This window comes from Bacillus sp. 17RED48 (assembly GCF_019837545.1).
GTDB lineage: Bacteria > Bacillota > Bacilli > Bacillales > Bacillaceae_G > Bacillus_A > Bacillus_A wiedmannii.
On the sequence record NZ_JADAXG010000001.1, the window covers coordinates 1052843 to 1079328 of the forward strand.

General features: G+C 37.7%; 27 protein-coding genes. All 27 read left to right on the plus strand.

What is annotated here, in order from left to right:
* Nucleotides 1-38 precede the first annotated feature (38 nt).
* The 27 genes from fapR to codY all read left to right on the plus strand — a co-directional run bounded on the left by fapR (nt 39) and on the right by codY (nt 26467).
* Nucleotides 39-632 (plus strand): transcription factor FapR, encoded by a 594-nt coding sequence (fapR, locus tag ILT06_RS05920; protein ID WP_000747354.1) that lies wholly within the window; start codon nt 39-41, stop codon nt 630-632.
* A complete protein-coding gene (gene plsX, locus ILT06_RS05925) occupies nt 629-1621 on the plus strand; it encodes a phosphate acyltransferase PlsX (protein WP_046956482.1) in 993 nt (330 codons plus the stop codon). Before fapR ends, plsX begins: the two co-directional genes overlap by 4 nt.
* A 14-nt stretch (nt 1622-1635) precedes the next feature.
* Nucleotides 1636-2580: an ACP S-malonyltransferase gene (fabD, locus tag ILT06_RS05930; protein WP_064475002.1), complete on the plus strand. Its 945-nt coding sequence runs from the start codon at nt 1636-1638 to the stop codon at nt 2578-2580.
* On the plus strand, nt 2580-3320 hold the full coding sequence (gene fabG / locus ILT06_RS05935; RefSeq protein WP_098101672.1) for a 3-oxoacyl-[acyl-carrier-protein] reductase: 741 nt from the start codon (nt 2580-2582) through the stop codon (nt 3318-3320). The genes fabD and fabG overlap by 1 nt, the downstream gene beginning before the upstream one ends.
* Before the next feature lie 69 nt (nt 3321-3389).
* Nucleotides 3390-3623: an acyl carrier protein gene (gene acpP, locus ILT06_RS05940; RefSeq protein ID WP_000786062.1), complete on the plus strand. Its 234-nt coding sequence runs from the start codon at nt 3390-3392 to the stop codon at nt 3621-3623.
* Between the two features lie 58 nt (nt 3624-3681).
* Nucleotides 3682-4419 carry a ribonuclease III gene (gene rncS, locus ILT06_RS05945; RefSeq protein ID WP_001146867.1) on the plus strand — a complete coding sequence of 246 codons (738 nt, stop codon included), beginning with the start codon at nt 3682-3684 and terminating at the stop codon, nt 4417-4419.
* 147 nt (nt 4420-4566) lie between these two features.
* A complete protein-coding gene (smc, locus tag ILT06_RS05950) occupies nt 4567-8136 on the plus strand; it encodes a chromosome segregation protein SMC (protein WP_064475004.1) in 3570 nt (1189 codons plus the stop codon).
* Nucleotides 8137-8151: 15 nt separating this feature from the next.
* Nucleotides 8152-9141, plus strand: a complete 990-nt coding sequence (ftsY, locus tag ILT06_RS05955; protein ID WP_000007644.1) for a signal recognition particle-docking protein FtsY — start codon at nt 8152-8154, stop codon at nt 9139-9141.
* 133 nt (nt 9142-9274) lie between these two features.
* Complete coding sequence (locus ILT06_RS05960; RefSeq protein ID WP_000891061.1) at nt 9275-9607, plus strand: putative DNA-binding protein; 333 nt, start codon at nt 9275-9277, stop codon at nt 9605-9607.
* Between the two features lie 12 nt (nt 9608-9619).
* Nucleotides 9620-10969, plus strand: a complete 1350-nt coding sequence (gene ffh / locus ILT06_RS05965) for a signal recognition particle protein (RefSeq protein ID WP_048546014.1) — start codon at nt 9620-9622, stop codon at nt 10967-10969.
* Between the two features lie 100 nt (nt 10970-11069).
* A complete protein-coding gene (gene rpsP, locus ILT06_RS05970) occupies nt 11070-11342 on the plus strand; it encodes a 30S ribosomal protein S16 (RefSeq protein ID WP_000268750.1) in 273 nt (90 codons plus the stop codon).
* 14 nt (nt 11343-11356) lie between these two features.
* On the plus strand, nt 11357-11584 hold the full coding sequence (locus ILT06_RS05975) for a KH domain-containing protein (protein ID WP_000737397.1): 228 nt from the start codon (nt 11357-11359) through the stop codon (nt 11582-11584).
* Between the two features lie 121 nt (nt 11585-11705).
* Entirely contained in the window at nt 11706-12221 is a 516-nt protein-coding gene (gene rimM, locus ILT06_RS05980) for a ribosome maturation factor RimM (protein WP_000170282.1), read from the plus strand.
* Entirely contained in the window at nt 12221-12955 is a 735-nt protein-coding gene (trmD, locus tag ILT06_RS05985; protein WP_064475006.1) for a tRNA (guanosine(37)-N1)-methyltransferase TrmD, read from the plus strand. The genes rimM and trmD overlap by 1 nt, the downstream gene beginning before the upstream one ends.
* A 146-nt stretch (nt 12956-13101) precedes the next feature.
* On the plus strand, nt 13102-13446 hold the full coding sequence (gene rplS / locus ILT06_RS05990; protein WP_001186518.1) for a 50S ribosomal protein L19: 345 nt from the start codon (nt 13102-13104) through the stop codon (nt 13444-13446).
* 101 nt (nt 13447-13547) lie between these two features.
* A complete protein-coding gene (gene lepB / locus ILT06_RS05995; RefSeq protein ID WP_000711857.1) occupies nt 13548-14099 on the plus strand; it encodes a signal peptidase I in 552 nt (183 codons plus the stop codon).
* A 20-nt stretch (nt 14100-14119) separates the two neighbouring features.
* Entirely contained in the window at nt 14120-15010 is an 891-nt protein-coding gene (gene ylqF, locus ILT06_RS06000) for a ribosome biogenesis GTPase YlqF (RefSeq protein ID WP_048546006.1), read from the plus strand.
* Nucleotides 15011-15062: 52 nt separating this feature from the next.
* Nucleotides 15063-15836, plus strand: a complete 774-nt coding sequence (locus ILT06_RS06005) for a ribonuclease HII (RefSeq protein WP_064475007.1) — start codon at nt 15063-15065, stop codon at nt 15834-15836.
* 194 nt (nt 15837-16030) lie between these two features.
* Nucleotides 16031-17191 (plus strand): ADP-forming succinate--CoA ligase subunit beta, encoded by a 1161-nt coding sequence (sucC, locus tag ILT06_RS06010; protein ID WP_001020778.1) that lies wholly within the window; start codon nt 16031-16033, stop codon nt 17189-17191.
* Nucleotides 17192-17210: 19 nt separating this feature from the next.
* The gene (sucD, locus tag ILT06_RS06015) at nt 17211-18113 is read left to right on the plus strand and encodes a succinate--CoA ligase subunit alpha (RefSeq protein ID WP_000115178.1); all 903 of its coding nucleotides are present in this window, start codon (nt 17211-17213) and stop codon (nt 18111-18113) included.
* 87 nt (nt 18114-18200) lie between these two features.
* Nucleotides 18201-19070, plus strand: coding sequence for a DNA-processing protein DprA (dprA, locus tag ILT06_RS06020; protein ID WP_088047267.1), 870 nt, complete (start codon nt 18201-18203; stop codon nt 19068-19070).
* A 144-nt stretch (nt 19071-19214) separates the two neighbouring features.
* The gene (gene topA, locus ILT06_RS06025; protein ID WP_001286953.1) at nt 19215-21293 is read left to right on the plus strand and encodes a type I DNA topoisomerase; all 2079 of its coding nucleotides are present in this window, start codon (nt 19215-19217) and stop codon (nt 21291-21293) included.
* A 48-nt stretch (nt 21294-21341) separates the two neighbouring features.
* Nucleotides 21342-22646 carry an FADH(2)-oxidizing methylenetetrahydrofolate--tRNA-(uracil(54)-C(5))-methyltransferase TrmFO gene (gene trmFO / locus ILT06_RS06030; protein WP_064475009.1) on the plus strand — a complete coding sequence of 435 codons (1305 nt, stop codon included), beginning with the start codon at nt 21342-21344 and terminating at the stop codon, nt 22644-22646.
* Between the two features lie 65 nt (nt 22647-22711).
* Nucleotides 22712-23611, plus strand: a complete 900-nt coding sequence (xerC, locus tag ILT06_RS06035) for a tyrosine recombinase XerC (RefSeq protein ID WP_001101235.1) — start codon at nt 22712-22714, stop codon at nt 23609-23611.
* A 42-nt stretch (nt 23612-23653) separates the two neighbouring features.
* Entirely contained in the window at nt 23654-24196 is a 543-nt protein-coding gene (hslV, locus tag ILT06_RS06040; RefSeq protein WP_000526271.1) for an ATP-dependent protease proteolytic subunit HslV, read from the plus strand.
* A 22-nt stretch (nt 24197-24218) separates the two neighbouring features.
* Entirely contained in the window at nt 24219-25610 is a 1392-nt protein-coding gene (gene hslU / locus ILT06_RS06045; protein ID WP_222654922.1) for an ATP-dependent protease ATPase subunit HslU, read from the plus strand.
* Between the two features lie 77 nt (nt 25611-25687).
* Nucleotides 25688-26467, plus strand: coding sequence for a GTP-sensing pleiotropic transcriptional regulator CodY (gene codY / locus ILT06_RS06050; protein ID WP_000421290.1), 780 nt, complete (start codon nt 25688-25690; stop codon nt 26465-26467).
* Nucleotides 26468-26486: the final 19 nt, after the last annotated feature.

Consider the following 26486-nt stretch of genomic DNA (forward strand, 5'->3'; position numbering starts at 1 on the left):
TACTGTTAGTACCTAGTCATAAAAATGGATGGTGCGGTATGAAAAAAAGAAGAAGTAAAAAAGAAAGACAAGAATTATTACAACAAACAATAGAAACGAATCCTTTTATTACGGATGAAGATTTAGCAGAAAAATTTCAAGTGAGTATACAAACCGTACGTCTTGACCGTATGGAATTATCTATTCCTGAATTAAGAGAAAGAATTAAACATGTAGCTACAAAGCAACATGAAGAAGATGTAAAATCTTTACCGTTAGAAGAGGTTGTCGGAGAAATTATCGATATAGAATTGGATAGACATGCGATTTCTATCTTTGAAGTGAAGGTAGAACACGTATTTAAAAGAAATCAGATTGCCCGTGGGCATCATTTGTTTGCACAAGCAAACTCACTAGCTGTTGCAGTTATTGATGAAGAATTAGCTTTAACTGCAAAGTCTACCATTCGATACATTCGTCCTGTAAAATTAGGAGAGCGTGTTGTTGCAAAAGTGCGCGTTGAAGATGTAGAGAATGATAAAGGACGGACCGTTGTCAAAGTGCGTAGCTTTGTTGGAGAAGAACTGGTTTTTACAGGCACTTTTGAAATGTATCGATCTAGTAATTATAGTGAGGAAGGTAACAACTTATGAAAATCGCAATAGATGCAATGGGCGGCGATCATGCTCCAAAGGCTGTCGTATTAGGAGCAATGAAAGCTATTAAAGAATATTCTGATTTACATATTACGTTAGTAGGGAAAGAAGAGGAAATTCGTCAATACTTAACGAGTGAAGAGCGAATTACTATACTTCATACAGATGAAAAAATCGAATCGACAGATGAACCAGTAAGAGCGGTTCGTCGAAAAAAACAAGCTTCAATGGTACTAGCAGCGCAGCAAGTGAAAGACGGCGTAGCCGATGCTTGTATATCAGCTGGTAGTACAGGAGCTTTAATGGCGGCTGGATTGTTTGTTGTAGGTCGTATGGAAGGAATTGAGCGACCAGCTTTATCCCCTACAATGCCAACTGTTGATGGAGAAGGTTTTGTTATGTTAGATGTTGGAGCGAACGTTGATGCAAAACCAATTCATTTATATCAATATGCAGTAATGGGATCTGTATACGCTGAGAAAGTAAGAGGAATTAAAAATCCTCGCGTTGGACTTTTGAATGTTGGAACAGAGGATGGCAAAGGGAACGAACTTTCAAAACAAGTCTTTGCAATGCTTAAGGATGCCCCAATTCATTTCGTTGGGAACGTTGAATCAAGAGATTTATTGCAAGGTGTAGCAGATGTTGTTGTGTGTGATGGTTTTACAGGGAATGTAGCGCTGAAATCATTAGAAGGAACAGCACTTGCGTTATTTTCTATGTTAAAAGAGCAGTTAATGAGTTCATTTACGAGCAAATTAGCAGCAGCGGTATTAAAGCCAAAACTTATGGTATTAAAAGATAAAATGGATTATTCGGAGTATGGAGGAGCGGCATTATTTGGATTGAAAGCTCCTGTCATTAAGGCTCACGGTTCTTCTAATGACCAATCAATATTTAGTGCGATTCGTCAAACGAGAGAAATGGTAGCGAAAGAAGTTATTCCTACTATTTCAAGCGTAATGGAGAAAGAGCCACTCCAATAAGAGGAGGATTTGAAATGGGAAAACTAGCATTTCTTTTTCCGGGCCAAGGTTCACAGGCAGTTGGAATGGGTAAACAGTTAGCGGAGAATAATAAAGAGGTTGCAAATGTGTTTGCAAAAGCAGATGAGGTGTTGCAAGATTCACTTTCAGAAGTGATTTTTGAAGGGCCGCAAGAAAAGCTTACGTTAACGACAAATGCACAGCCTGCCTTATTAACAACGAGTTTTGCTATTTTGACAGCTTTGAAAGAGTATGATATTACACCAGACTTTGTTGCAGGACATAGTTTAGGTGAATATAGCGCTCTTGTAGCAGCGGGTGCAATAACTTTTGAAGACGCTGTATATGCTGTAAGAAAACGTGGGGAATATATGGAAGAAGCTGTTCCTGGCGGAGAAGGTGCAATGGCGGCTATTTTAGGTGCTGATCCACATATGCTGAAACAAGTTACAGAAGAAGTAACAAGTGAAGGATATGCAGTGCAAATCGCTAATATGAATAGTACGAAGCAAATTGTGATTTCTGGAACAAAGCAAGGAGTCGAGATTGCTTCTCAAAGAGCGAAAGAAAATGGTGCAAAGAGAGCAATTCCGCTTAAGGTAAGTGGACCGTTCCACTCTTCGCTTATGAAGCCAGCAGCGGAGAAGTTCCAAAGTGTCTTAAATGAAATTACAATTCAAGATACGAATATTCCTGTTATCGCAAATGTAACAGCAGACGTTATTACAAGTGGTGCACATATTCAAGAAAAGCTAATTGAACAGCTCTATTCGCCTGTCTTATGGTACCCGTCCATTGAAAACATGGTGAGTCAAGGGGTAGATACATTTATTGAGATTGGACCTGGGAAAGTACTTGCTGGACTTATGAAGTCAATTGATCCATCAGTAAAAGCATATGCGATATATGATGAAGAGACATTAAAAGATACCATTTCAAATTTGAGAGGAGAAAACTGATGTTAAAAGGGAAAGTGGCATTAGTAACTGGCGCTTCACGTGGAATTGGTCGTGCGATTGCGATTGATTTAGCGAAACAAGGGGCAAATGTTGTAGTAAATTATGCTGGTAATGAGCAAAAGGCAAATGAAGTAGTTGATGAAATAAAGAAATTAGGTTCGGATGCAATTGCAGTAAGGGCAGATGTTGCAAATGCTGAAGATGTTACAAATATGGTGAAACAAACTGTAGATACATTTGGACAAGTTGATATTCTTGTAAATAATGCAGGTGTAACAAAAGATAATTTAATAATGCGTATGAAAGAAGAAGAATGGGATACAGTTATTAATACAAACCTAAAAGGTGTATTCTTATGTACGAAGGCAGTATCTCGATACATGATGCGCCAGCGTCATGGACGTATTATTAATATCGCTTCTGTTGTTGGAGTGACAGGTAATCCAGGACAAGCAAACTATGTTGCTGCTAAAGCGGGTGTAATTGGATTAACAAAAACATCAGCAAAAGAGTTAGCGAGCCGTAATATTACTGTAAATGCAATTGCTCCTGGGTTTATTGCGACTGATATGACGGATGTATTAGATGAAAATATAAAAGCCGAAATGTTAAAGTTAATTCCTGCAGCTCAGTTTGGTGAAGCGGAAGATATCGCAAATACTGTAACGTTTTTTGCTTCTGATCAAAGCAAATATATTACAGGGCAAACGTTAAATGTTGATGGCGGAATGGTAATGTAATAAAAGAATCGATTTCAACTAGTTTTTTTGTCCAATATTTAATATAATATTTGAGGGGAGGTGAATGGAATGGCAGATGTTTTAGAGCGTGTAACAAAAATCATCGTTGATCGTTTAGGTGTAGAAGAAACTGAAGTAGTACCAGCTGCGAGCTTTAAAGAAGATTTAGGCGCAGACTCCCTAGATGTAGTAGAACTTGTAATGCAATTGGAAGATGAATTCGAAATGGAAATTTCTGATGAAGATGCTGAAAAGATTGCTACTGTTGGCGATGCTGTGACTTACATAGAGAGTCATCTATAATGCTTAAGTGAAGTCCCGTTTTTTAGCGGGGCTTCTCGGCTTATATCTGGAGGGACTTATGCCGTACCGAAAACATAGAGAAAAAAAATACGAAACAAAATATCGTGAAGCGTTTAAAGTATTTCAAGAAGAGATAGGTATTACGTTTTCAGATGAAAAATTATTGATTCAAGCATTTACGCATTCATCGTATGTGAATGAGCATCGAAAAAAACCGCATGAAGACAATGAGCGTCTCGAATTCCTTGGAGATGCAGTATTGGAACTTACTGTGTCGCAGTATCTGTTTCAAAAATATCCGACAATGAGCGAAGGAGAGTTAACAAAACTACGTGCAGCTATTGTATGTGAACCATCTCTTGTTCGTTTTGCAAACGAGTTGTCATTTGGTAGCCTTGTTTTATTAGGAAAAGGTGAAGAAATGACAGGTGGACGTGAACGACCAGCTTTATTAGCGGATGTCTTTGAAGCGTTTATTGGTGCCCTTTATCTTGATCAAGGGTTAGAAACAGTATGGGGATTCTTAAAAGAAATTGTATACCCTAAAATTAATGAAGGTGCTTTTTCTCATGTGATGGATTATAAGAGTCAATTACAAGAGTTGATTCAGCGTGATGGTAGTGGCAATATTGAGTATCAAATTTTGCAGGAAAAAGGACCGGCCCACAATCGAGAATTTGTGTCACGTGTTACGTTAAATAACGTGGCTTTAGGTCTTGGTAGTGGCAAGTCGAAAAAAGAAGCAGAGCAACAAGCTGCTGCAGAGGCATTAAAAAAATTAAAAGAACAACTATAAGGAATCCCCCTTTGAATGAGGGGGATTCCTTATGCATAGAATGAAACTTTCTTTTTGTTTGTGAATAAAGGGAAGGGAAATCCGTATAATAGCTTGTTTTTGTATAGACAACAGTTATAACAACGGAGAATAGGAGGAAGGCCTTTCGTGTTTTTAAAAAGATTAGAAATAGCAGGGTTTAAGTCTTTTGCTGAGCGTGTATCTGTTGATTTTGTCCCAGGTGTAACTTCTGTAGTAGGACCTAATGGAAGTGGGAAAAGTAATATTACTGATGCGATTCGCTGGGTACTTGGTGAACAATCTGCAAAATCATTACGTGGTGCAAAGATGGAGGATATTATTTTTGCAGGCAGTGATACGAGAAGAGCAGTTAATGTTGCTGAAGTAACAATAACTTTAAATAATGAAGATCAACGTTTACCGATTGAATATAATGAGGTGTGTGTAACGCGTCGTGTATCTCGTTCTGGTGATAGTGATTTTTATATTAATAAACAATCATGTAGATTGAAAGATATTATCGATTTATTTATGGACTCTGGTATGGGAAGAGAAGCTTTTTCGATTATTAGCCAGGGGAAAGTTGAAGAGATATTAAGTAGTAAATCAGAAGAACGTCGTGGTGTATTTGAAGAAGCTGCGGGAGTACTGAAATACAAACTTCGTAAAAAGAAAGCTGAAGTAAAATTAGCAGACACACAAGAAAACTTAAATCGTGTACAAGATATCATTCACGAATTAAGTAGTCAAGTAGAACCTTTAGAAAGACAAGCTTCTATTGCGAAAGATTATCTTGAGAAAAAAGAAGAATTAGAGAAAGTAGAAGCGGCGCTTATTGTACATGAAATTGAAGAATTGCATGAGAAATGGGAAGCGCTTCGAAATCAGTTTGGGCATAATAAAAACGAAGAAGCTAAAATGTCAACGCATTTACAAAAAGGTGAAGAAGAGCTTGAGGAATTACGAGGACAATTACAAGCAGTAGACGAGTCTGTAGATTCCTTACAAGAAGTACTTCTTCTTTCTAGTAAAGAGCTAGAAAAGTTAGACGGACAGCGTGAGTTATTAAAAGAGAGAAAACAAAATGCAACGACGCATTGTGCACAACTCGAACAGTTAATTGTTGAATTAACAGAGAAAGCTACAAGTTATGATGGTGAAATTGAATCCAGTACTGAAGTGTTGATGCAATTTGTAAATCAAGTAAAAGAGTTGGAGACAAAATTGCATGATAATGAGCTACTGCTGGCAACTTTTGCTGACAATTTAGAGGAACAAATTGAGAATTTAAAAGGTGACTATATTGAACTTTTAAATCAACAAGCTAGTCATCGTAATGAGTTATCTATGATTGAAGAACAATCTAAACAACAAAACTCAAAAAATGAACGCCTCGATGAAGAAAATGCGAAATATGTAGAAATACGCATGGAAATTACAGCGAAAAAGACGAAACTTGTGGAAAGTTATGAACAAGTGAAAGAAAAAGTAGCTGGTATCCTTTCGAATATACAAAAGACAGAAGCGGCACTTGGGAAATGCAAGACGCAGTATAGTGAAAATGAAACAAAACTGTATCAAGCGTATCAATTTGTACAACAGGCACGTTCTCGAAAAGAAATGCTAGAAGAGATGCAAGAGGATTACTCTGGTTTCTATCAAGGGGTACGTGAAGTATTAAAAGCTAGAGAAGATAGGTTGCAAGGTATCGAGGGTGCTGTTGCAGAATTGCTAACGGTACCGAAAGAATATGAAATTGCAATGGAAATTGCTCTAGGTGCAGCGATGCAGCATATTGTTGTACAAAAAGAAGAACATGCTCGTAATGCAATTACGTTTTTAAAACAAAATAAACATGGACGAGCAACGTTTTTACCGCAAGCTGTTATTAAAAGTAGATCGCTATCATTTGAACAATTACGTATTGTAAATCAACACCCATCATTTGTAGGTGTGGCGGCAGAACTTGTGCAGTATAACAATAAGTATGAAAATGTAGTTTCGAATTTATTAGGTACTGTTATTGTTGCGAAAGATTTACGCGGGGCAAATGAGTTAGCGAAACAACTGCAATACCGTTATCGTATTGTAACAATCGAAGGTGACGTAGTGAACCCTGGCGGTTCTATGACCGGTGGAGCGGTAAAACAGGCGAAATCTTCTTTATTAGGACGTCAACGTGAACTAGAAGAGTGGACGGGCAAGTTAACTGATATGGAAGAAAAAACAACGAAGTTAGAAAACTTTGTTAAAGCAGTAAAGCAAGAGATTCAAGAAAGAGAAGTGCAAATACGGGAACTAAGGCAAAGTGTAGAAGCAGAGCGTGTAGATGAACAGAAATTAAGAGAAGAAATTAATCGCTTAGAATTAGAAGAACATCGTATTAATGATCGTTTATCTATTTACGATTTAGAGATTGAAGGATTCTTACAAGATCAAGTGAAGATACAAGGGCGTAAAGAAGAGCTAGAACAGATTTTAGCGACTCTTCAAGCAGAGATTACGGGATTAGATAGCAAAATTGTCGCTTTAACAAAACAAAAAAGTGAGCAGCATTCTTCGAAAGAAAAAGTGCAAAAAGAAATGACTGAGTTAAAAGTGTTGGCGGCTGAAAAGCAACAACGCTTATCTAATCAAAAAGAAAAAGTTGAACGATTGACGAAGGAAAAAGAAGAAACGGATGCAACGCTTGTCAAAACGAAAGAGGATTTAGCATTCTTAAAACAAGAAATGACATCGAATTCAAGTGGTGAAGAGCAAATTACGAATATGATTGAGAAGAAAGCATATGATCGTAATCAAACTTCAGAGTTAATTCGCTCTCGTCGTGAACAACGCGTATCGTTACAAGAGAGAGTAGAACATTTAGAGCGTAATCTGAAAGAAACAACAGGTAAACATAAGTACATTCTTGAGATGCTGAAAAATCAAGAAGTAAAAATAAACCGACTTGATGTAGAGTTAGAAAATAGATTACAACATTTACGTGAAACATATACGATTTCATTTGAAGCAGCAAAACTGAAGTATACAATGATGATGCCTGCAGAGGATGCACGTAAAAAGGTGAAACTAATTAAATTATCCATCGAAGAGCTAGGCACAGTGAACTTAGGTGCAATTGAAGAGTATGAGCGTGTAGCAGAGCGTCATACATTCTTACTAGAGCAAAAAGATGACCTAGAAGAAGCGAAAGCGACATTGCACCAACTTATTACTGAGATGGATGAAGAAATGAAAAAACGTTTTTCTACTACGTTTGAAGGAATTCGAATGGAGTTTCAATCGGTATTCTCTGAATTATTTGGAGGCGGTAGAGCGGATTTAGTCATGACGAATCCAGAGGACTTATTAAATACTGGTATTGATATTGTAGCGCAACCGCCAGGGAAGAAACTGCAAAACTTAGGTTTACTTTCTGGTGGGGAGCGTGCTTTAACAGCAATTGCGCTGTTATTCGGTATTTTAAAAGTGCGCCCAGTCCCATTCTGTGTACTAGATGAGGTAGAGGCGGCTCTTGATGAGGCGAATGTTGCCCGTTTTGCGCAGTATTTAAAGAGATTTAGTGATGAGACACAGTTTATTGTCATTACACATAGAAAAGGTACAATGGAAGAGTCTGACGTATTGTACGGTGTAACAATGCAAGAGTCAGGGGTATCTAAACTTGTTTCGGTTCGTTTAGATGATGGAGAAGAACTAGTTGCAAGTAATTAGGAAGGATGGGACAGTATGAGTTTTTTTAAAAAATTAAAAGAAAAAATTTCAAAACAAACAGATACGGTAACAGAGAAATTTAAACATGGATTAGAAAAAACGAGAAATTCGTTTGCAGATAAAGTAAATGATTTAGTTTATCGTTATCGTAAAGTAGATGAAGATTTCTTTGAGGAATTAGAAGAAATTTTAATTGGTGCAGATGTCGGAGTTTCGACGGTAATGGAATTAATTGATCAATTGAAAGAAGAAGTGCAACGTCGTAACATCCAAGATCCAAAAGAAGTACAAGCTGTTATTTCAGAAAAGTTAGTAGGAATTTACAAAGGCGACAGTGAGTTTAGTAATGAAATTAATATGCAAGAGGATCAATTAACAGTTGTTTTATTTGTCGGTGTTAACGGCGTAGGGAAAACGACGACGATTGGTAAACTAGCACATAAATTCAAATCAGAAGGTAAGTCTGTCCTATTGGCGGCAGGAGATACATTCCGCGCGGGAGCGATTGAACAATTAGAAGTATGGGGCGATCGCGTTGGTGTAGAAGTGATTAAACAAGGGTCAGGATCTGATCCAGCGGCGGTTATGTATGACGCTGTACAAGCCGCGAAAGCACGTAAAGTAGACGTATTACTATGTGACACAGCAGGACGCTTACAAAATAAAGTAAACTTAATGAAAGAGTTAGAGAAAGTGAAGCGTGTAATTGAGCGTGAAGTACCGGGGGCTCCTCACGAAGTATTACTTGTTATTGATGCAACAACAGGACAAAACGGTTTAAGTCAAGCGAAAACATTCCGTGAAGCAACGAATGTTACTGGTATTGTTTTAACGAAGTTAGATGGAACTGCTAAAGGTGGTATTGTATTAGCGATTCGTAACGAAATGGATGTACCGGTGAAATTCGTTGGATTAGGAGAGCAAATGGATGACTTACAGCAGTTTGATCCAGAACAATATGTGTATGGTTTATTTGCGAACTTAGTAGAAACTGAAGAAGTGTAAGTGAAAGAAGCGGTATTTTCCGCTTCTTTTTCTATAAAAATATGTGATGTTAAGAAAAAAACTTGACACTCTTTTGTACTCCATGTAAACTAATTGATGTAAAGGGAAATCACTTAACAAAGGATGATCCAACATGCTCGAGAAAACAACGAGAATGAACTATTTATTTGATTTTTATCAATCGTTGTTAACGCAAAAACAAAGAAGTTATATGTCGCTTTATTATCTAGATGATTTATCTCTTGGTGAAATTGCGGAAGAATTTGATGTAAGTCGCCAAGCCGTGTATGATAACATTAAACGGACTGAAGCGATGCTTGAAGAATATGAAGATAAATTAGTATTACTTCAAAAGTTTCAAGAGCGACAGCGACTTGTTGCAAAGCTAAAACAGCTAATCAGCGAAGAAGAGCATGTGAATGAAGAAATGAAACAAGTTGTTGAAGCTATCGAAAAATTAGATTAGGAGGGCGGCAATATGGCATTTGAAGGATTAGCCGACCGACTTCAACAGACAATGCAAAAAATCCGCGGCAAAGGAAAAGTTTCTGAAGCCGATGTGAAAGAAATGATGAGAGAAGTTCGTCTAGCTCTTTTAGAAGCGGACGTTAACTTTAAAGTAGTAAAAGATTTTGTAAAGCGTGTGTCTGAACGTGCTGTCGGACAAGATGTAATGACAAGTTTGACACCTGGACAACAAGTAATTAAAGTCGTACAGGAAGAACTTACAGAACTTATGGGCGGAGAGCAAAGCAAAATTGCTGTTGCTAATAGGCCACCGACTGTTATAATGATGGTTGGTCTGCAAGGTGCGGGTAAAACAACGACGACAGGTAAGCTTGCGAATTTGCTTCGTAAAAAGCATAATCGTAAACCAATGCTTGTTGCAGCGGATATTTACCGTCCAGCAGCGATTAAACAGCTTGAAACATTAGGGAAGCAATTGGACATGCCTGTATTCTCTTTAGGAGATCAAGTAAGTCCTGTTGAAATTGCGAAACAAGCGATTGCAAAAGCAAAAGAAGATCATCACGATTATGTTTTAATTGATACAGCAGGTCGCCTGCATATTGATGAAGAACTAATGGATGAATTAGCGAAAGTGAAAGAAGTTGCGAAACCGGATGAAATTTTCCTTGTTGTCGATGCGATGACGGGACAAGACGCGGTAAATGTTGCACAAAGTTTCCATGAACAGTTAGGTTTAACAGGTGTTGTATTAACGAAATTAGATGGTGATACGCGCGGTGGTGCAGCATTATCTATTAAGGCGGTAACAAATACACCGATTAAATTTGTTGGTATGGGTGAAAAACTAGATGCGATTGAAGCGTTCCATCCAGAGCGTATGGCATCCCGTATTTTAGGGATGGGAGACGTCTTAACATTAATTGAAAAAGCGCAAGCTACAGTTGATGAAGAGAAAGCAAAAGAACTTGAGCAAAAAATGCGTACGCTTTCGTTTACGCTTGACGATTTCCTAGAACAACTTGGACAAGTGCGTCAACTTGGACCGCTTGATGAATTGTTAGGAATGCTTCCTGGTGCAAATAAAATTAAAGGGCTGAAAAATGCGCAAGTTGATGAAAAACAAATTGGGCATATTGAGGCAATTATTCGTTCTATGACTAAATTAGAGCGAGAACAACCGGAAATAATCAATGCTAGTCGCAAAAAGCGCATTGCCAAAGGTAGCGGTACAACAGTACAAGAGATCAATCGTTTAATCAAGCAATTTGATGATATGAAAAAGATGATGAAAACGATGACGGGAATGCAAAAAGGTAAGAAAAAAGGACTAGGTGGATTGAAGTTTCCATTCATGTAAGGAAAAAAGATGGCTCTGTTAAGAAAAAATACTTTACAAAGCAATAGTCTTTTTGCTAATATAATTATCTGTGTGAAATAAATTCGGAGGTGCTTTATAAATGGCAGTTAAAATTCGTTTAAAACGTATGGGAGCTAAAAAAACTCCTTTCTATCGTGTAGTTGTTGCAGATTCTCGTTCTCCTCGTGACGGACGTTTCATTGAGGAAATCGGTACTTACAATCCGGTTGCTCAACCAGCTGAAGTTAAGATCAACGAAGAAGCAGCATTAAAATGGTTAGGAAATGGTGCTAAACCATCTGATACAGTTCGTAACTTATTCTCTAACCAAGGTATCATGGAGAAATTCCACTTATCTAAACAAGGTAAGTAATTGAGGCAATGACTATGAAGAAGTTAGTCGAGACGATTGTCAAGCCTCTTGTCGATCATCCTGAAGATGTAAAAGTTACACAGGAACTTTACAACGGAGAGATAAAGTATCGATTAACTGTACATCCTGAGGATGTTGGAAAAGTCATTGGAAAGCAAGGGAAAGTTGCGAAAGCAATTCGAATGCTCTTGTATTCAGTGGGACATCATAATGATGAAAAAGTAACACTGGAAATTCAATAAACGTAAAAAGGGCGAGGAGTTATTTCCTCTCCCTTTTTTAACATTTAAAGAGAAGTTGCATGTTCCATATGTGAAATGGAGATGCTTAATTTATATAGAAACCAGGGGTGACATACTATTTATGACAAAATGGTTTAACGTAGGGAAAATTGTAAATACTCATGGCGTAAGAGGAGAAATTCGTGTTATTTCTCGTACTGATTTTCCAGAAGAGCGATATAAAGTAGGAAACACGTTATACATAAGTAATGAGAAAAGTACAGACTACCTTCCAGTGAAAGTAACTTCTCATCGTCAACATAAGACATTTGATCTATTAACATTTGAAGGATACAACAATGTTGATGAAGCAGAGAAGTTTAAAGGTTCTTTAATAAAAGTACCAGAAGAGCAGTTAGGTGAATTAGCTGAAGGTGAATACTACTACCATGAAATTATTGGTTGCAGTGTTGTAACGGAAGAAGGAGAAGCGTTAGGAACAATAAAAGAAATTTTATCTCCTGGTGCAAATGATGTTTGGGTAATTAAACGTCCAAAAGGTCAAGATCTATTAATTCCTTATATTGATGATGTTGTACTTCAAGTTAACATTGAGAATAAATTAGTAACCATTCATGTAATGGAAGGGCTATTATAATGAAAATTGACATTTTAACATTGTTTCCAGATATGTTTACGGGTGTGTTTGGATCTTCAATTTTAAAGAAAGCACAAGAAAAAGAAGCAGTAGAGCTTCGTGTTGTCAATTTTCGCGATTATACAACGAGTAAGCATAATAGCGTAGATGATTATCCGTATGGTGGTGGCGCTGGGATGGTATTAACCCCCCAGCCTATCTTTGATGCAGTGGAAGAGTTAACGAAGGAAACAGACCGTAAACCGAGAGTTGTCCTAATGTGTCCACAAGGAGAGCGTTTTACGCAGAAGAAGGCAGAAGAACTTGCTGAAGAAGAGCATGTTATTTTTGTGTGTGGTCATTATGAAGGGTACGATGAACGAATTCGTGAGCATCTCGTAACGGATGAGATTTCTATCGGTGACTACGTATTAACCGGCGGAGAGTTAGCCTCTATGGTTATTACGGATAGTGTCGTGCGTCTCCTCCCGGGAGTGCTAGGAAATCATGCTTCACAAGTCGAGGATTCGTTTAGTACAGGTTTATTAGAACATCCTCATTATACACGTCCAGCTGATTTTCGTGGTATGAAGGTACCGAATGTACTGATGTCAGGAAATCATAAAAATATTGATGAATGGCGACACAAAGAATCACTACGTCGTACGTACACGCGTAGACCGGATTTACTGGAAGAACGAGAATTATCTAAGCAAGAAGCGAAATGGCTAGAACAGATTAAAGAAGACAAGTAAGGGCTTGATATATTTTCTATTGCAACAGTCCTAGCAATATGCTATTATAACACTTGTGCTACTGAAAACAGTGGCCGTATTAACGATGTTCCGCTGTAATTTATTAAGACTTTATAAGAGCATCTGTTTAAAGGAGAGAATTTAATATGCAACAATTAATCGCAGAAATTACTCAAGGCCAATTAAAAACTGACCTTCCTTCATTCCGTCCTGGAGACACTTTACGTGTACACGTAAAAGTAGTTGAGGGAACTCGTGAAAGAATTCAGCTTTTCGAAGGTGTTGTAATTAAACGTCGTGGTGGCGGAATCAGTGAAACATTCACAGTTCGTAAGATTTCTTACGGTGTAGGTGTTGAGCGTACATTCCCAGTTCACACGCCAAGAATCGCGAAACTTGAAGTACTTCGCCGTGGTAAAGTACGTCGTGCTAAGTTATACTACTTACGTAACCTTCGCGGTAAAAAAGCACGTATTAAAGAAATTCGATAAGACATGTATGGGAGCTTGTAAATACACAAGCTCCCTTTTTCCAATCTATATAAAATTTTGATATAATACGAGCAGCTTACATAATCGTGGAGGGGAAATGCATGAAGAAAGAAAAGAGTTCACTTTGGGAATGGATCAAAGCAATTTTGATTGCTGTTGTATTAGCAGGTGTTATTAGACAGTTTTTCTTTGCGCCAATTCTCGTAGATGGAGTATCGATGGCGTCTACTTTACATGATCGCGATCGAATGATTGTCAATAAAATTGGTTATCACATAGGAGATCCGAAAAGATTTGATATTATCGTATTCCGAGCGACGGAAGATAAAGATTATATTAAGCGCATTATCGGCCTGCCAGGCGATGAAATAGAGTATCGTAATGATAAACTATATGTTAACGGAAAGGCTTATGAGGAGCCGTATTTAGACAAGCAAAAAAAACAAATTGCTGACGGACCGCTTACATATGATTTTACTCTTGAAGAAATGACAGGGAAGAAAACTGTTCCAGAAGGTCAATTATTTGTTTTAGGCGATAATCGTCGTTTTAGTAAAGATAGCCGTTCGATTGGTACAATTTCAATGGACCAAGTGATTGGAAAAGCAAATATACTATATTGGCCGTTAAAAGATGCTCGTATTGTGAAATAAAAGAAAAAGAAGGTGGCAACATGGTAATTCAATGGTTCCCGGGACATATGGCAAAGGCTAGACGCCAAGTAACAGAAAAATTAAAGTTAATTGATGTTGTAATTGAGCTTGTAGATGCTCGATTACCTTTATCTTCTCGAAATCCAATGATCGATGAGATTATTACACATAAGCCGAGGCTTGTTGTTTTAAATAAAGCGGATATGGCAGATGATCGTTTAACAAAGCAATGGATCGCATATTTTAAAGAAAAAGGCCAGATGGCAATTTCAATTAACGCACAAGCTGGACAAGGTATGAAGGAAATTGCAGCGGCTTGTAAAGTGTTGGTGAAAGAAAAATTTGATAAAATGGTTGCAAAAGGTATTAGACCAAGAGCAATTCGGGCATTAATTGTAGGTATACCGAATGTTGGTAAATCTACGTTAATTAATAAGTTGGCGAAGAAAAATATCGCTAAAACAGGAGATCGTCCTGGTGTGACAACAGCTCAACAATGGATTAAAGTTGGGAAGGAAATGGAACTGTTAGATACACCGGGTATTTTATGGCCTAAATTTGAAGATCAATTAGTGGGTCTTCGTTTAGCGACAACGGGCGCAATTAAAGATTCAATTTTAAATTTACAAGATGTTGCTGTTTACGCTTTACGTTTTATGGAAAAACATTATCCAGAACGATTGAAAGATCGATATAATTTAAATGAAATTCCAGAAGATATTGTGGAGTTATTCGATGCAATTGGAAAAAATAGAGGCTGTTTAATGGGCGGCGGAATGATTGATTATGATAAAACATCTGAGCTTATACTTCGTGAGCTTCGTGGTGGAAAACTTGGGAAAATGACGTTTGAAACACCAGAAGAGTTCGCGGAGCAAGTAGAAGGTGTTGAAAAAGTAGAAGAAGTATAAGACGTGCGTTTGTACGTCTTTTCTTTTTTGTATATAAAGGGAGTGTGCGTGAATGCAAAAAGTGACTATTCAAGAAGCGGAACATCTACTGCAAGAAATTATAAGTGAAGAAGACGACCGCTTTCAAATATTAATGAAAGATGAGCGAAAAGGGGTACAAAAGCTCATTTTGAAGTGGCATAAACAAAAAGAGTTAGCGCAGAAAGAAAAAGAAAAGTTTTTCGAAATGTCTAAGTATGAGATTGCATTACGTGAAAAAGGGCTCACATTTATTGCAGGTATAGATGAAGTAGGGCGTGGGCCGCTAGCTGGGCCTGTCGTGACGGCAGCTGTTGTCCTTCCGGAAGATTTTTATATTCCAGGGTTGAATGACTCGAAAAAGCTGAGTGAGGCGAAGCGAGAGCGTTTTTATGATGAAATTAAAACACAAGCAATTGCAATTGGAGTTGGAATTGTATCACCACAAGTTATTGATGAGATAAATATTTATCAAGCGACGAAACAAGCGATGTTAGATGCTGTTGCGAATTTATCTTGTGCACCAGAACATTTATTAATTGATGCGATGAAACTTCCTACACCAATTCCGCAAACATCCATTATTAAAGGTGATGCGAAAAGTATTTCTATTTCAGCTGCATCCATTATTGCGAAAGTAACGAGAGATCGTATGATGAAAGAGCTTGGAGAAAAGTATCCTGCATATGGATTTGAACAACATATGGGATATGGCACAAAAAAACATTTAGAAGCGATTGAAGCGCATGGAGTATTAGAAGAACATCGCAAATCGTTTGCACCAATTAAAGATACGATTCAAAAATAAGCTGCGAATATGCAGCTTATTTTTTTATTTTGGTATATGAACATTATTATTTCCAAAAAAGAATAAAGCGATTTCAGTTTTCTGACACTTTATTGTAGACAGCGTGCCAATCATCTTATACAATGGCAATGTAATGTTTTTTAAACATTAAAAAACTTTTCGAGTAAAACAGGAAAACAGGGGAGGATGGGACCATGAATATCCATGAGTACCAAGGTAAGGCAGTCCTTAAAAGCTATGGGGTTAGCGTTCCGAACGGGAAGGTTGCATTTACAGTAGAAGAAGCTGTAGAAGCAGCGAAAGAATTAGGAACGGATGTATGTGTAGTAAAAGCACAAATTCACGCTGGTGGACGCGGCAAAGCTGGCGGAGTAAAAGTTGCAAAAAATTTAGATGAAGTTCGTACATATGCAGAGAGCATTTTAGGAACTACACTTGTGACACATCAAACAGGTCCTGAAGGTAAGGAAGTAAAACGCTTACTTATCGAAGAAGGTTGCGATATTAAAAAAGAATATTATGTTGGTCTAGTTTTAGATCGTGCAACTTCTCAAGTTGTTTTAATGGCATCTGAAGAAGGTGGAACAGAAATTGAAGAAGTAGCAGAGCAAACACCTGAAAAGATCTTTAAAGAATATATTGATCCAGCAGTAGGCTTACAAGGCTTCCAAGCGCGCCGAATCGCGTTTAACATCAATATTCCAAAAGAGCTTGTAGGACAAGCTGTGAAGTTTATGATGGGCTTATACCGTGCGTTTATCGAAAAAGATTGCTCTATCGCGGAGATCAATCCACTTGTTACAACAGGTGACGGTAAAGTTATGGCATTAGATGCGAAATTAAACTTTGATTCTAATGCTTTATATCGCAATAAAGACATTTTAGAACTTCGTGATCTTGATGAAGAAGATTCAAAAGAAATTGAAGCTTCTAAATATGACTTAAACTACATTCCTTTAGATGGAAATATCGGTTGTATGGTTAATGGTGCAGGTTTAGCGATGGCTACAATGGATATCATTAAACATTACCATGGCGATCCAGCTAACTTCTTAGATGTTGGTGGCGGTGCAACAGCTGAAAAAGTTACAGAAGCATTCAAAATTATCCTTTCTGACAAAAATGTAAAAGGTATCTTCGTTAACATTTTTGGTGGCATTATGAAGTGTGATGTTATCGCAGAAGGTGTTATTGAAGCGACGAAACAAGTAGGTCTTGAATTACCTTTAGTTGTACGTCTTGAAGGTACAAACGTAGAGTTAGGTAAGAAAATTTTAAATGAGTCTGGCTTAAATATTGTTGCAGCAGAATCTATGGCAGACGGTGCACAAAAAATTGTTTCACTAGTGGGCTAATAGAAAGCGGGGGAGAAAAATGAGCGTATTAGTTAATAAAGATACAAAAGTTATTGTTCAAGGTATTACAGGTTCTCAAGGTTTATTCCACACAAAACAAATGATTGAATACGGTACGAAAATTGTCGGTGGTGTAACGCCAGGTAAAGGTGGCACTGATATTGAAGGTGTACCAGTATTTGATACTGTAGAAGATGCAGTGAAAGCAACAGGCGCAAACGCTTCAGTTGTATACGTTCCACCCGCTTTTGCGGCTGATGCAATTATGGAAGCAGTTGATGCAGAAATCGATTTAGTAGTATGTATTACCGAAGGAATTCCTGTATTAGATATGGTAAACGTAAAGAGATATATGGCGGGTAAACATACACGTTTACTTGGACCGAACTGTCCTGGTGTTATTACGCCTGATGAATGTAAAATTGGTATTATGCCAGGGTACATTCATAAAAAAGGCCATGTAGGTATCGTATCTCGTTCTGGTACATTAACGTATGAGGCTGTACATCAGTTAACACAAGAAGGTATTGGTCAATCTACTGCTGTAGGTATCGGTGGGGACCCAGTTAACGGTACGGACTTTATAGATGCGTTAAAAGCATTTAATGAAGATGAAGAAACGCATGCTGTAATTATGATTGGTGAAATCGGTGGTACAGCAGAAGAAGAGGCAGCTGAATGGGTGAAAGCTAATATGACAAAACCTGTTGTAGGCTTCATTGGTGGCCAAACAGCGCCTGCTGGCAAACGTATGGGCCATGCTGGTGCAATCATTTCTGGCGGTAAAGGAACTGCTGCAGAAAAGATTAAAACGATGGAAGCTTGTGGTATTAAAGTAGCGGAAACTCCAGCGGTTATGGGCGAAACGCTAATCTCTGTCTTAAAAGAAAAAGGTCTATTTGAAACTTGTAAAAACTACTAATCTGTTGAAAGACACCTTCTTGCTTGAAGGTGTCTTTTTACGTAATTCTTGTTTACATAATAAAAATTATGGGTAAGGAGAATTAAGATGAAAAGAGAACGATTGTTACATCTTCATTATTTTTTAGCAGATCATTGGAAGGCGATGGAAAGACTACTATATGTCGATCCTGAATTGAAGGGAATATACACGTTTAATACAAAACAAATGGAATACTACACTGGAATATCCTCGAAAAAATCTTCAGAATTAGTAAATTTTCTTCAAAGTTCAAATCTCCCGCAATATATATCTTATTTAGAAAAAAATCGAATCTTTTATATGACTATATGGGATGAAGATTATCCACAATTATTACGTGAAATACAAGATCCCCCCTTTGTGTTATATGGAAAAGGAGAGAAGGGTTTTCTCAATAAAGCGAATAAATTAGCGGTTATTGGAACGAGAGAACCGACTTTATATGGACATGAGAGTTTAAAATTTATTTTACACCCATTATTAGAAAGGGAATGGCTTATTGTCAGTGGGTTTGCAAGAGGGATAGATACAATGTCTCATGAAATTACAGTAAGACGGCATTGCCCGACTATTGCAATACTAGGACATGGATTATCGTATATGTATCCAAAAGAAAATAGACATTTATATGAAACGTGGAATGAATATATATTGTTATTAACAGAGTATCCGCCGCACTATGCACCGAAAAAATGGTATTTTCCAAAAAGGAACCGGATTATTAGTGGTATAAGTAAGGGTGTTTTAGTTGTAGAAGCGAAATCAAGAAGTGGAACACTTATTACTGCGGACCTTGCTTTAGAGCAAAATAGAGAGGTATTTGCACTTCCTGGACCTATATTTATAGATAGTGCATCAGGAACGAATCATTTGATTCAACAAGGAGCAAAACTAGTAAGAAATGCAGAAGATATCTTGGAAGAGGTTTTAAATTAACCTTATATTTTTATGTTTTTATTAAACAATTATTGACAAATGGTAGATAGGCGCTGTATGGTATATTCATTCTTGATTGACAAAAACAAGAGAAATCAATAAGATTGATGAAGACTTGAATCCACCTCTTAAGGAGGCACTAGCATGTCAGATTACCTCGTAATCGTGGAGTCGCCTTCTAAGGCGAAGACCATTGAGAAATATTTAGGGAAAAAATACAAAGTTGTCGCGTCTATGGGACACGTTCGCGATTTACCTAAAAGCCAAATGGGGATAGAAGTAAAGAACAACTTCACCCCGAAGTATATTACCATTCGTGGTAAAGGTCCCGTCTTAAAAGATTTAAAATCAGCGGCCAAAAAAGCAAAGAAAGTCTATCTCGCGGCCGATCCAGACCGCGAAGGGGAAGCAATTGCTTGGCATTTAGCCAATACGTTAAATGTGGACGTTGAATCAGATTGTCGAGTTGTGTTTAATGAGATTACAAAAGATGCAATAAAAGAATCATTTAAACACCCTCGTGCGATTAATATGGATTTAGTAGATGCACAACAAGCAAGGCGTATACTAGATCGTCTTGTTGGTTACAATATTAGTCCTTTATTATGGAAGAAAGTAAAAAAAGGATTAAGTGCAGGACGCGTACAATCTGTAGCAGTTCGTTTAATTATCGAACGTGAAAAAGAAATTCAAATCTTTGAGCCTGAAGAATTCTGGACAATTAAGACAGAATTTGTAAAGGGGAAAGACACATTTGAAGCAAGCTTTTACGGTGTAGATGGTGAAAAAGTTCAATTAACGAATGAAACGCAAGTGAATGAAATAATTGAACAGATGAAAGATAATGCGTTTTCAGTTGAAAATGTAACGCGAAAAGAGCGAAAACGTAATCCTGCATTACCGTTTACAACATCTTCCTTGCAACAAGAGGCAGCGCGTAAGTTAAACATGCGAGCAAAGAAAACAATGATGCTCGCGCAGCAATTGTATGAAGGTATAGATCTTGGAAAGCAAGGGACGGTAGGTCTTATTACGTATATGAGAACTGACTCAACACGTATCTCAGAAACAGCTCAAACAGAGGCGCGTACTTACATTACTGAGGCGTTTGGTGCGGAATACATAGGGACAGAAAAGAAGAAAGAAACGAAAAAGTCGAACGCGCAAGATGCGCATGAGGCAATTCGTCCTACTTCGGTAATGAGAAGGCCAGAGGAACTAAAGAGTTTCTTAAGTCGTGATCAACTTCGGTTGTATAAACTGATTTGGGAGCGATTTGTTGCAAGTCAAATGGCGTCTGCTATAATGGATACTGTGACAGCTAGACTCATTAATAACAATGTTCAGTTCCGTGCAAGTGGATCGGTTGTAAAGTTTCCAGGATTTATGAAAGTGTATGTAGAGTCGAAAGATGATGGGGCTGAAGAAAAGGATAAAATGTTGCCACCTTTAGAAGTAGGGGAAACGGTATTTTCAAAGGATTTAGAACCGAAGCAACACTTTACACAACCTCCGCCGCGCTATACAGAGGCTCGTCTAGTAAGAACACTTGAAGAGCTTGGAATTGGAAGACCGTCGACTTACGTACCGACACTTGAAACGATTCAAAAACGTGGATACGTAGGTTTGGATAATAAACGCTTCGTTCCAACTGAACTTGGTGAAATAGTAATTGAACTTATTTTAGAGTTTTTCCCAGAAATTATTAACATTGAATTTACTGCTAACATGGAGCAAAGTCTTGATGAAGTAGAAGAAGGAAATGCGAATTGGGTAAAAATTGTTGATGATTTCTACGTAGGCTTTGAACCGCGTTTAGAAAAAGCGGAAAAAGAAATGCGTGAAGTGGAAATTAAAGATGAACCAGCTGGGGAAGACTGTGAATTGTGTGATCACCCAATGGTCTTTAAAATGGGTAAATACGGGAAATTTATGGCTTGTTCGAATTTCCCAGATTGTCGTAATACAAAACCGATTGTGAAAGAAATCGGTGTTACTTGTCCGAAGTGTGATAAAGGTCAAATTATTGAACGCCGTAGTAATAAAAAGAAACGTCTTTTCTATGGATGCGGTACGTATCCAGAGTGTGACTTTGTATCTTGGGATAAACCAATTGGTCGTAAATGTCCGAAGTGCGAAGGTATGCTTGTAGAGAAGAAGTTGAAAAAAGGCGTGCAAGTACAATGTATTTCGTGTGATTATGAAGAAGAACAACAAATGTGAGCGTAACTGCTCACATTTTTTTCGGGAAGAAAAGGAAAGGTGATAAATATGACAACACAAGTAGTAAACGTCATTGGCGCAGGTCTTGCAGGAAGTGAAGCAGCTTACCAAATTGCAAAACGTGGTGTCCAAGTGAAATTATATGAAATGAGACCAGTAAGGCAAACGCCAGCTCATCACACAGATAAATTTGCAGAGTTAGTATGCAGTAACTCGCTTCGAGCAAACACATTAACAAACGCTGTTGGTGTTATTAAAGAAGAAATGCGTCTAATGGACTCTGTTATTATTCGTGCAGCTGATGAGTGCTCTGTACCAGCAGGAGGAGCTTTAGCTGTAGATCGTCATGAATTTGCGGCAAAGGTAACGGAGTATGTGAAAAACCATCCGAACGTAACTGTGATGAATGAAGAAATTACTGAAATTCCAGAAGGGCCTACTGTTATCGCGACAGGTCCACTTACGTCTCCTGATCTTGCTGCACAATTAAAAGAATTAACAGGTGAAGATTATTTTTATTTCTATGATGCTGCAGCACCGATTGTTGAGAAAGACAGCATTGATATGAATAAAGTATATTTAAAGTCTCGTTACGATAAAGGTGAAGCTGCATATTTAAACTGCCCAATGACGGAAGAGGAATTTGACCGTTTTTACGAGGCTTTAATTGCTGCTGAAACAGTACCTTTAAAAGAATTTGAAAAAGAAATTTTCTTTGAAGGTTGTATGCCGGTAGAAGTTATGGCAAGTAGAGGAAGACAGACGCTAGTATTTGGACCGATGAAACCTGTTGGATTAGAAGATCCGAAAACAGGGAAAACGCCATATGCTGTTGTTCAGTTACGTCAAGATGATGCAGCAGGAACATTATACAATATCGTAGGTTTCCAAACGCATTTAAAGTGGGGGCCACAAAAAGAAGTGTTACAGTTGATTCCGGGACTGGAAAATGCAGAGATTGTACGTTATGGTGTAATGCATCGTAATACGTTTATTAATTCACCTAACTTGCTTCGTCCAACATATCAATATAAACAACGTGATGATTTATTCTTCGCTGGCCAAATGACTGGAGTAGAGGGATATGTTGAATCGGCGGCATCAGGATTACTAGCAGGTATTAACGCTGCTCGACTTGCGAAAGGTGAAGAGCCAGTTGTATTACCGCCTGTAACTGCAATGGGAAGTATGGCGAATTATATTACTGCGACAAACGCGAAAAACTTCCAACCAATGAATGCAAACTTCGGTTTGTTTGCACCGTTAGAGAAGAAAATTAAGAGAAAAGCAGAACGAAATGAAGCATATGCAACACGCGCTTTAGAAACAATTCAAAATTTTGTAAATATTTAGTTAAATTTCTTGCAAAGGCTACTAAGTTGTGATACGATTTAGTAGCCTTTATTGAGGTGAATTGTGTGAATGTGAAGAAATTGTTACAATTATTCGTTGGATATTTACAAATTGAAAGAAATTATTCAAAATATACAATTGCAAGTTATCAAAATGATTTAGAACATTTTGTGCAATTTATGGAGCGAGAAGGCATATCCTCTTTTTTAGATGTTACATACGCGGATGTTCGTTTGTACTTAACGACGTTGCACGATGAAAAGTTAGCCCGTAAATCTGTCGCAAGAAAAGTATCAAGCTTACGAAGTTTATATCGTTTTTTGATGCGTGAAGGTTATCGGAAAGATAATCCGTTTGCACTTGCGTCACTCCCCAAAAAAGAATTGTCAATCCCAAAGTTTTTATATGCTGAAGAATTAGAGGAATTATTTGAAGTTGCTGATACGGAAACACCGCTAGGTCAAAGGAATCAAGCTTTATTAGAGTTGATGTATGCGACTGGAATCCGTGTGAGTGAATGTGTCAATTTACAACTTACCGATATTGACTTCGCGGTGGGAACAATTTTAGTAATGGGAAAAGGAAAAAAACAAAGGTATATTCCGTTCGGAAGCTATGCGCAAGATGCTTTAATTACTTATATAGAGAACGGGAGAAAACAGTTAGCTCACAAAACTGAAGAACACTCTCATATGGTATTTTTAAATGCGAAAGGCACGCCGCTAACAAGTCGAGGGGTACGCTATGTATTAAACGAACTCATTAAGAAGGCTTCACTGACAATGCGGATAAGTCCCCATATGTTAAGGCATACATTTGCTACACACATGTTAGATGAAGGGGCAGATTTACGTACTGTACAGGAGCTACTCGGTCATGAGAATTTGTCGACGACACAAATTTATACGCATGTCTCTAAAGAAAGATTGCGTTCGGTCTACATGAAGCATCACCCACGGGCATAAATTGCTTTTAAAGCTATAAAAACATATAAAGGAGTTTTTTCTATGGGAAATTTCCACGCTACAACGATATTTGCAGTTCATCATAATGGAGAATGTGCAATGGCTGGAGATGGTCAGGTGACAATGGGAAATGCAGTTGTAATGAAACATACAGCTCGTAAAGTCCGTAAACTTTTCCAAGGGAAAGTTTTAGCTGGCTTTGCAGGTTCCGTCGCTGACGCATTTACTCTTTTTGAAATGTTTGAAGGGAAATTAGAAGAGTACAATGGGAACTTGCAGCGTGCTGCAGTTGAGATGGCAAAACAATGGCGTGGCGACAAAATGTTACGTCAGCTAGAAGCGATGCTCATTGTCATGGATAAAACAACTATGCTTCTTGTTTCAGGTACAGGAGAAGTGATTGAACCGGATGATGGTATTTTAGCGATTGGATCTGGTGGGAATTATGCGCTTTCTGCAGGTCGTGCTTTAAAGCAATATGCAAGTGAACATTTAACAGCGAAGCAAATTGCAAAAGCGAGTTTAGACATTGCTGGCGATATTTGTGTTTATACAAACCACAATATAATTGTGGAAGAATTGTAGAATCGTAAGGGAGGCATTTTATATGCATTTACATTTTACTCCGCGTCAAATTGTGGAAAAATTAGATCAATACATTATCGGTCAAAAAGATGCGAAGAAAGCGGTTGCTGTAGCTTTAAGAAATCGATATCGTCGAAGTAAATTAGCTGAAAATCTACGTGATGAAATTGCGCCTAAAAATATTTTAATGATTGGACCGACAGGTGTTGGTAAAACAGAGGTAGCACGACGAATGGCGAAACTCGTTGGAGCACCTTTTATTAAGGTTGAAGCTACCAAATTTACAGAAGTTGGATATGTAGGTAGAGATGTAGAATCGATGGTACGTGACCTTGTGGAAACGTCAGTTCGTATCGTGAAAGAAGAAATGGTAATTAAAGTACAAGATAAAGCAGAAGAACAAGCGAACCAACGTCTTGTTGAAATTTTAGTGCCGAGTCCGGAGAAACAATCTGGATTTAAAAACCCATTAGAAATGCTATTTGGCGGTGCTCAAAATTCGAATCAAACATCTGATGCACAGGAAGATGTTGAAATTGAAAAGAAACGTCAAGATGTGGAAAGAAAGCTTGCCGCAGGACTTCTTGAAGATGAAATTGTATCGATTGAAGTGACTGAGCAACAGTCTTCCATGTTCGATATGTTACAAGGAACTGGCATGGAACAAATGGGAATGAATTTCCAAGATGCATTAGGAAGTTTTATGCCGAAAAAAACAAAAAAACGTAAAATTTCTGTAAAAGAAGCAAGAAAACTCTTGACAAATGAGGAAGCACAGCGCTTAATTGATATGGATGAAGTTACACAAGAGGCTGTTTATCGTGCTGAACAGCTCGGGATTATTTTTATCGATGAAATTGACAAAATTGCTGGTAAGCAGTCGAATAGCGTAGATGTATCACGTGAAGGTGTGCAACGTGACATTTTGCCAATTGTAGAAGGGTCGAATGTTGCGACAAAATACGGATCAGTAAAAACGGATTATATTTTATTCGTTGCAGCTGGAGCGTTTCATATGTCTAAACCGTCGGATTTAATTCCGGAACTGCAAGGGAGATTTCCGATTCGAGTAGAGTTAACAAAATTATCGACAGATGATTTTGTTAAAATATTAATCGAGCCTGACAATGCGTTAATTAAACAATATATGGCTTTATTAGCGACTGAAGGTATAGAAATTGAATTTTCAGACGAAGCTATTCGTAAGATTGCTGAGATTGCTTATCAAGTTAATCAGGATACAGATAATATTGGAGCAAGAAGACTTCATACGATTATGGAGAAACTCCTTGAAGATTTATCGTTTGAAGCATCTGAAATTACGTTAGAGAAAATAACGATAACACCTCAATACGTTGAGGAGAAATTAGCAACGATTGCTAAAAATAAAGATGTGAGCCAGTTTATTTTGTAATAGTGTCATCAGGTGACTCGCCCTAGTTTCCAAGTGATGAAAAAATATGTAAGTAACATGTAGGAGGAACTTTTGAAATGGAATTATTAGCAAAAACAAGAAAATTAAATGCGTTATTACAGAGCGCAGCAGGAAAGCCTGTAAACTTTAGAGAAATGTCTGACACAATGTGTGAAGTAATCGAAGCGAACGTATTCGTAGTAAGTCGTCGTGGTAAATTACTAGGTTATGCAATTCACCAACAAATTGAGAATGAGCGTATGAAACAAATGCTTGCAGAGCGTCAATTCCCGGAAGAATACACGCAAAGCTTATTCAACATTACAGAAACATCTTCGAACTTAGATGTAAACAGTGCTTACACAGCATTCCCAGTAGAAAATAGAGAATTATTCGGTCAAGGTTTAACTACAATCGTACCAATCGTTGGTGGCGGTGAGCGTTTAGGCACATTAGTGTTAGCTCGTCTTGGTCAAGAGTTCTTAGACGATGATTTAATCCTTGCTGAATACAGTTCAACTGTAGTAGGTATGGAAATCTTACGTGAAAAAGCAGAAGAAATCGAAGAGGAAGCACGTAGTAAAGCTGTTGTTCAAATGGCGATTAGCTCATTATCTTACAGTGAGTTAGAAGCAATCGAGCATATCTTCGAAGAATTAAATGGAACAGAAGGTTTACTTGTTGCAAGTAAAATTGCTGATCGCGTAGGAATTACTCGTTCTGTAATCGTAAATGCACTACGTAAATTAGAAAGTGCTGGTGTTATTGAGTCTCGCTCTTTAGGTATGAAAGGAACATACATTAAAGTGCTAAACGACAAATTTCTACAGGAACTTGCTAAATTAAAAACAAACTAATTTATAAAACTCTCCTCGT

Coding starts and splice junctions, on each gene's coding strand:
- fabG (WP_098101672.1), top strand. CDS start 2,580: ATGTTAAAAGGGAAAGTGGCATTAGTAACTGGCGCTTCACGTGGAATT.
- topA (WP_001286953.1), top strand. CDS start 19,215: ATGTCAGATTACCTCGTAATCGTGGAGTCGCCTTCTAAGGCGAAGACC.
- trmD (WP_064475006.1), top strand. CDS start 12,221: ATGAAAATTGACATTTTAACATTGTTTCCAGATATGTTTACGGGTGTG.
- ILT06_RS05975 (WP_000737397.1), top strand. CDS start 11,357: ATGAAGAAGTTAGTCGAGACGATTGTCAAGCCTCTTGTCGATCATCCT.
- codY (WP_000421290.1), top strand. CDS start 25,688: ATGGAATTATTAGCAAAAACAAGAAAATTAAATGCGTTATTACAGAGC.
- fapR (WP_000747354.1), top strand. CDS start 39: ATGAAAAAAAGAAGAAGTAAAAAAGAAAGACAAGAATTATTACAACAA.
- hslU (WP_222654922.1), top strand. CDS start 24,219: ATGCATTTACATTTTACTCCGCGTCAAATTGTGGAAAAATTAGATCAA.
- plsX (WP_046956482.1), top strand. CDS start 629: ATGAAAATCGCAATAGATGCAATGGGCGGCGATCATGCTCCAAAGGCT.
- sucC (WP_001020778.1), top strand. CDS start 16,031: ATGAATATCCATGAGTACCAAGGTAAGGCAGTCCTTAAAAGCTATGGG.
- trmFO (WP_064475009.1), top strand. CDS start 21,342: ATGACAACACAAGTAGTAAACGTCATTGGCGCAGGTCTTGCAGGAAGT.
- rpsP (WP_000268750.1), top strand. CDS start 11,070: ATGGCAGTTAAAATTCGTTTAAAACGTATGGGAGCTAAAAAAACTCCT.
- dprA (WP_088047267.1), top strand. CDS start 18,201: ATGAAAAGAGAACGATTGTTACATCTTCATTATTTTTTAGCAGATCAT.
- ftsY (WP_000007644.1), top strand. CDS start 8,152: ATGAGTTTTTTTAAAAAATTAAAAGAAAAAATTTCAAAACAAACAGAT.
- ILT06_RS05960 (WP_000891061.1), top strand. CDS start 9,275: ATGCTCGAGAAAACAACGAGAATGAACTATTTATTTGATTTTTATCAA.
- rimM (WP_000170282.1), top strand. CDS start 11,706: ATGACAAAATGGTTTAACGTAGGGAAAATTGTAAATACTCATGGCGTA.
- sucD (WP_000115178.1), top strand. CDS start 17,211: ATGAGCGTATTAGTTAATAAAGATACAAAAGTTATTGTTCAAGGTATT.
- ffh (WP_048546014.1), top strand. CDS start 9,620: ATGGCATTTGAAGGATTAGCCGACCGACTTCAACAGACAATGCAAAAA.
- ylqF (WP_048546006.1), top strand. CDS start 14,120: ATGGTAATTCAATGGTTCCCGGGACATATGGCAAAGGCTAGACGCCAA.
- fabD (WP_064475002.1), top strand. CDS start 1,636: ATGGGAAAACTAGCATTTCTTTTTCCGGGCCAAGGTTCACAGGCAGTT.
- hslV (WP_000526271.1), top strand. CDS start 23,654: ATGGGAAATTTCCACGCTACAACGATATTTGCAGTTCATCATAATGGA.
- acpP (WP_000786062.1), top strand. CDS start 3,390: ATGGCAGATGTTTTAGAGCGTGTAACAAAAATCATCGTTGATCGTTTA.
- ILT06_RS06005 (WP_064475007.1), top strand. CDS start 15,063: ATGCAAAAAGTGACTATTCAAGAAGCGGAACATCTACTGCAAGAAATT.
- lepB (WP_000711857.1), top strand. CDS start 13,548: ATGAAGAAAGAAAAGAGTTCACTTTGGGAATGGATCAAAGCAATTTTG.
- rncS (WP_001146867.1), top strand. CDS start 3,682: ATGCCGTACCGAAAACATAGAGAAAAAAAATACGAAACAAAATATCGT.
- rplS (WP_001186518.1), top strand. CDS start 13,102: ATGCAACAATTAATCGCAGAAATTACTCAAGGCCAATTAAAAACTGAC.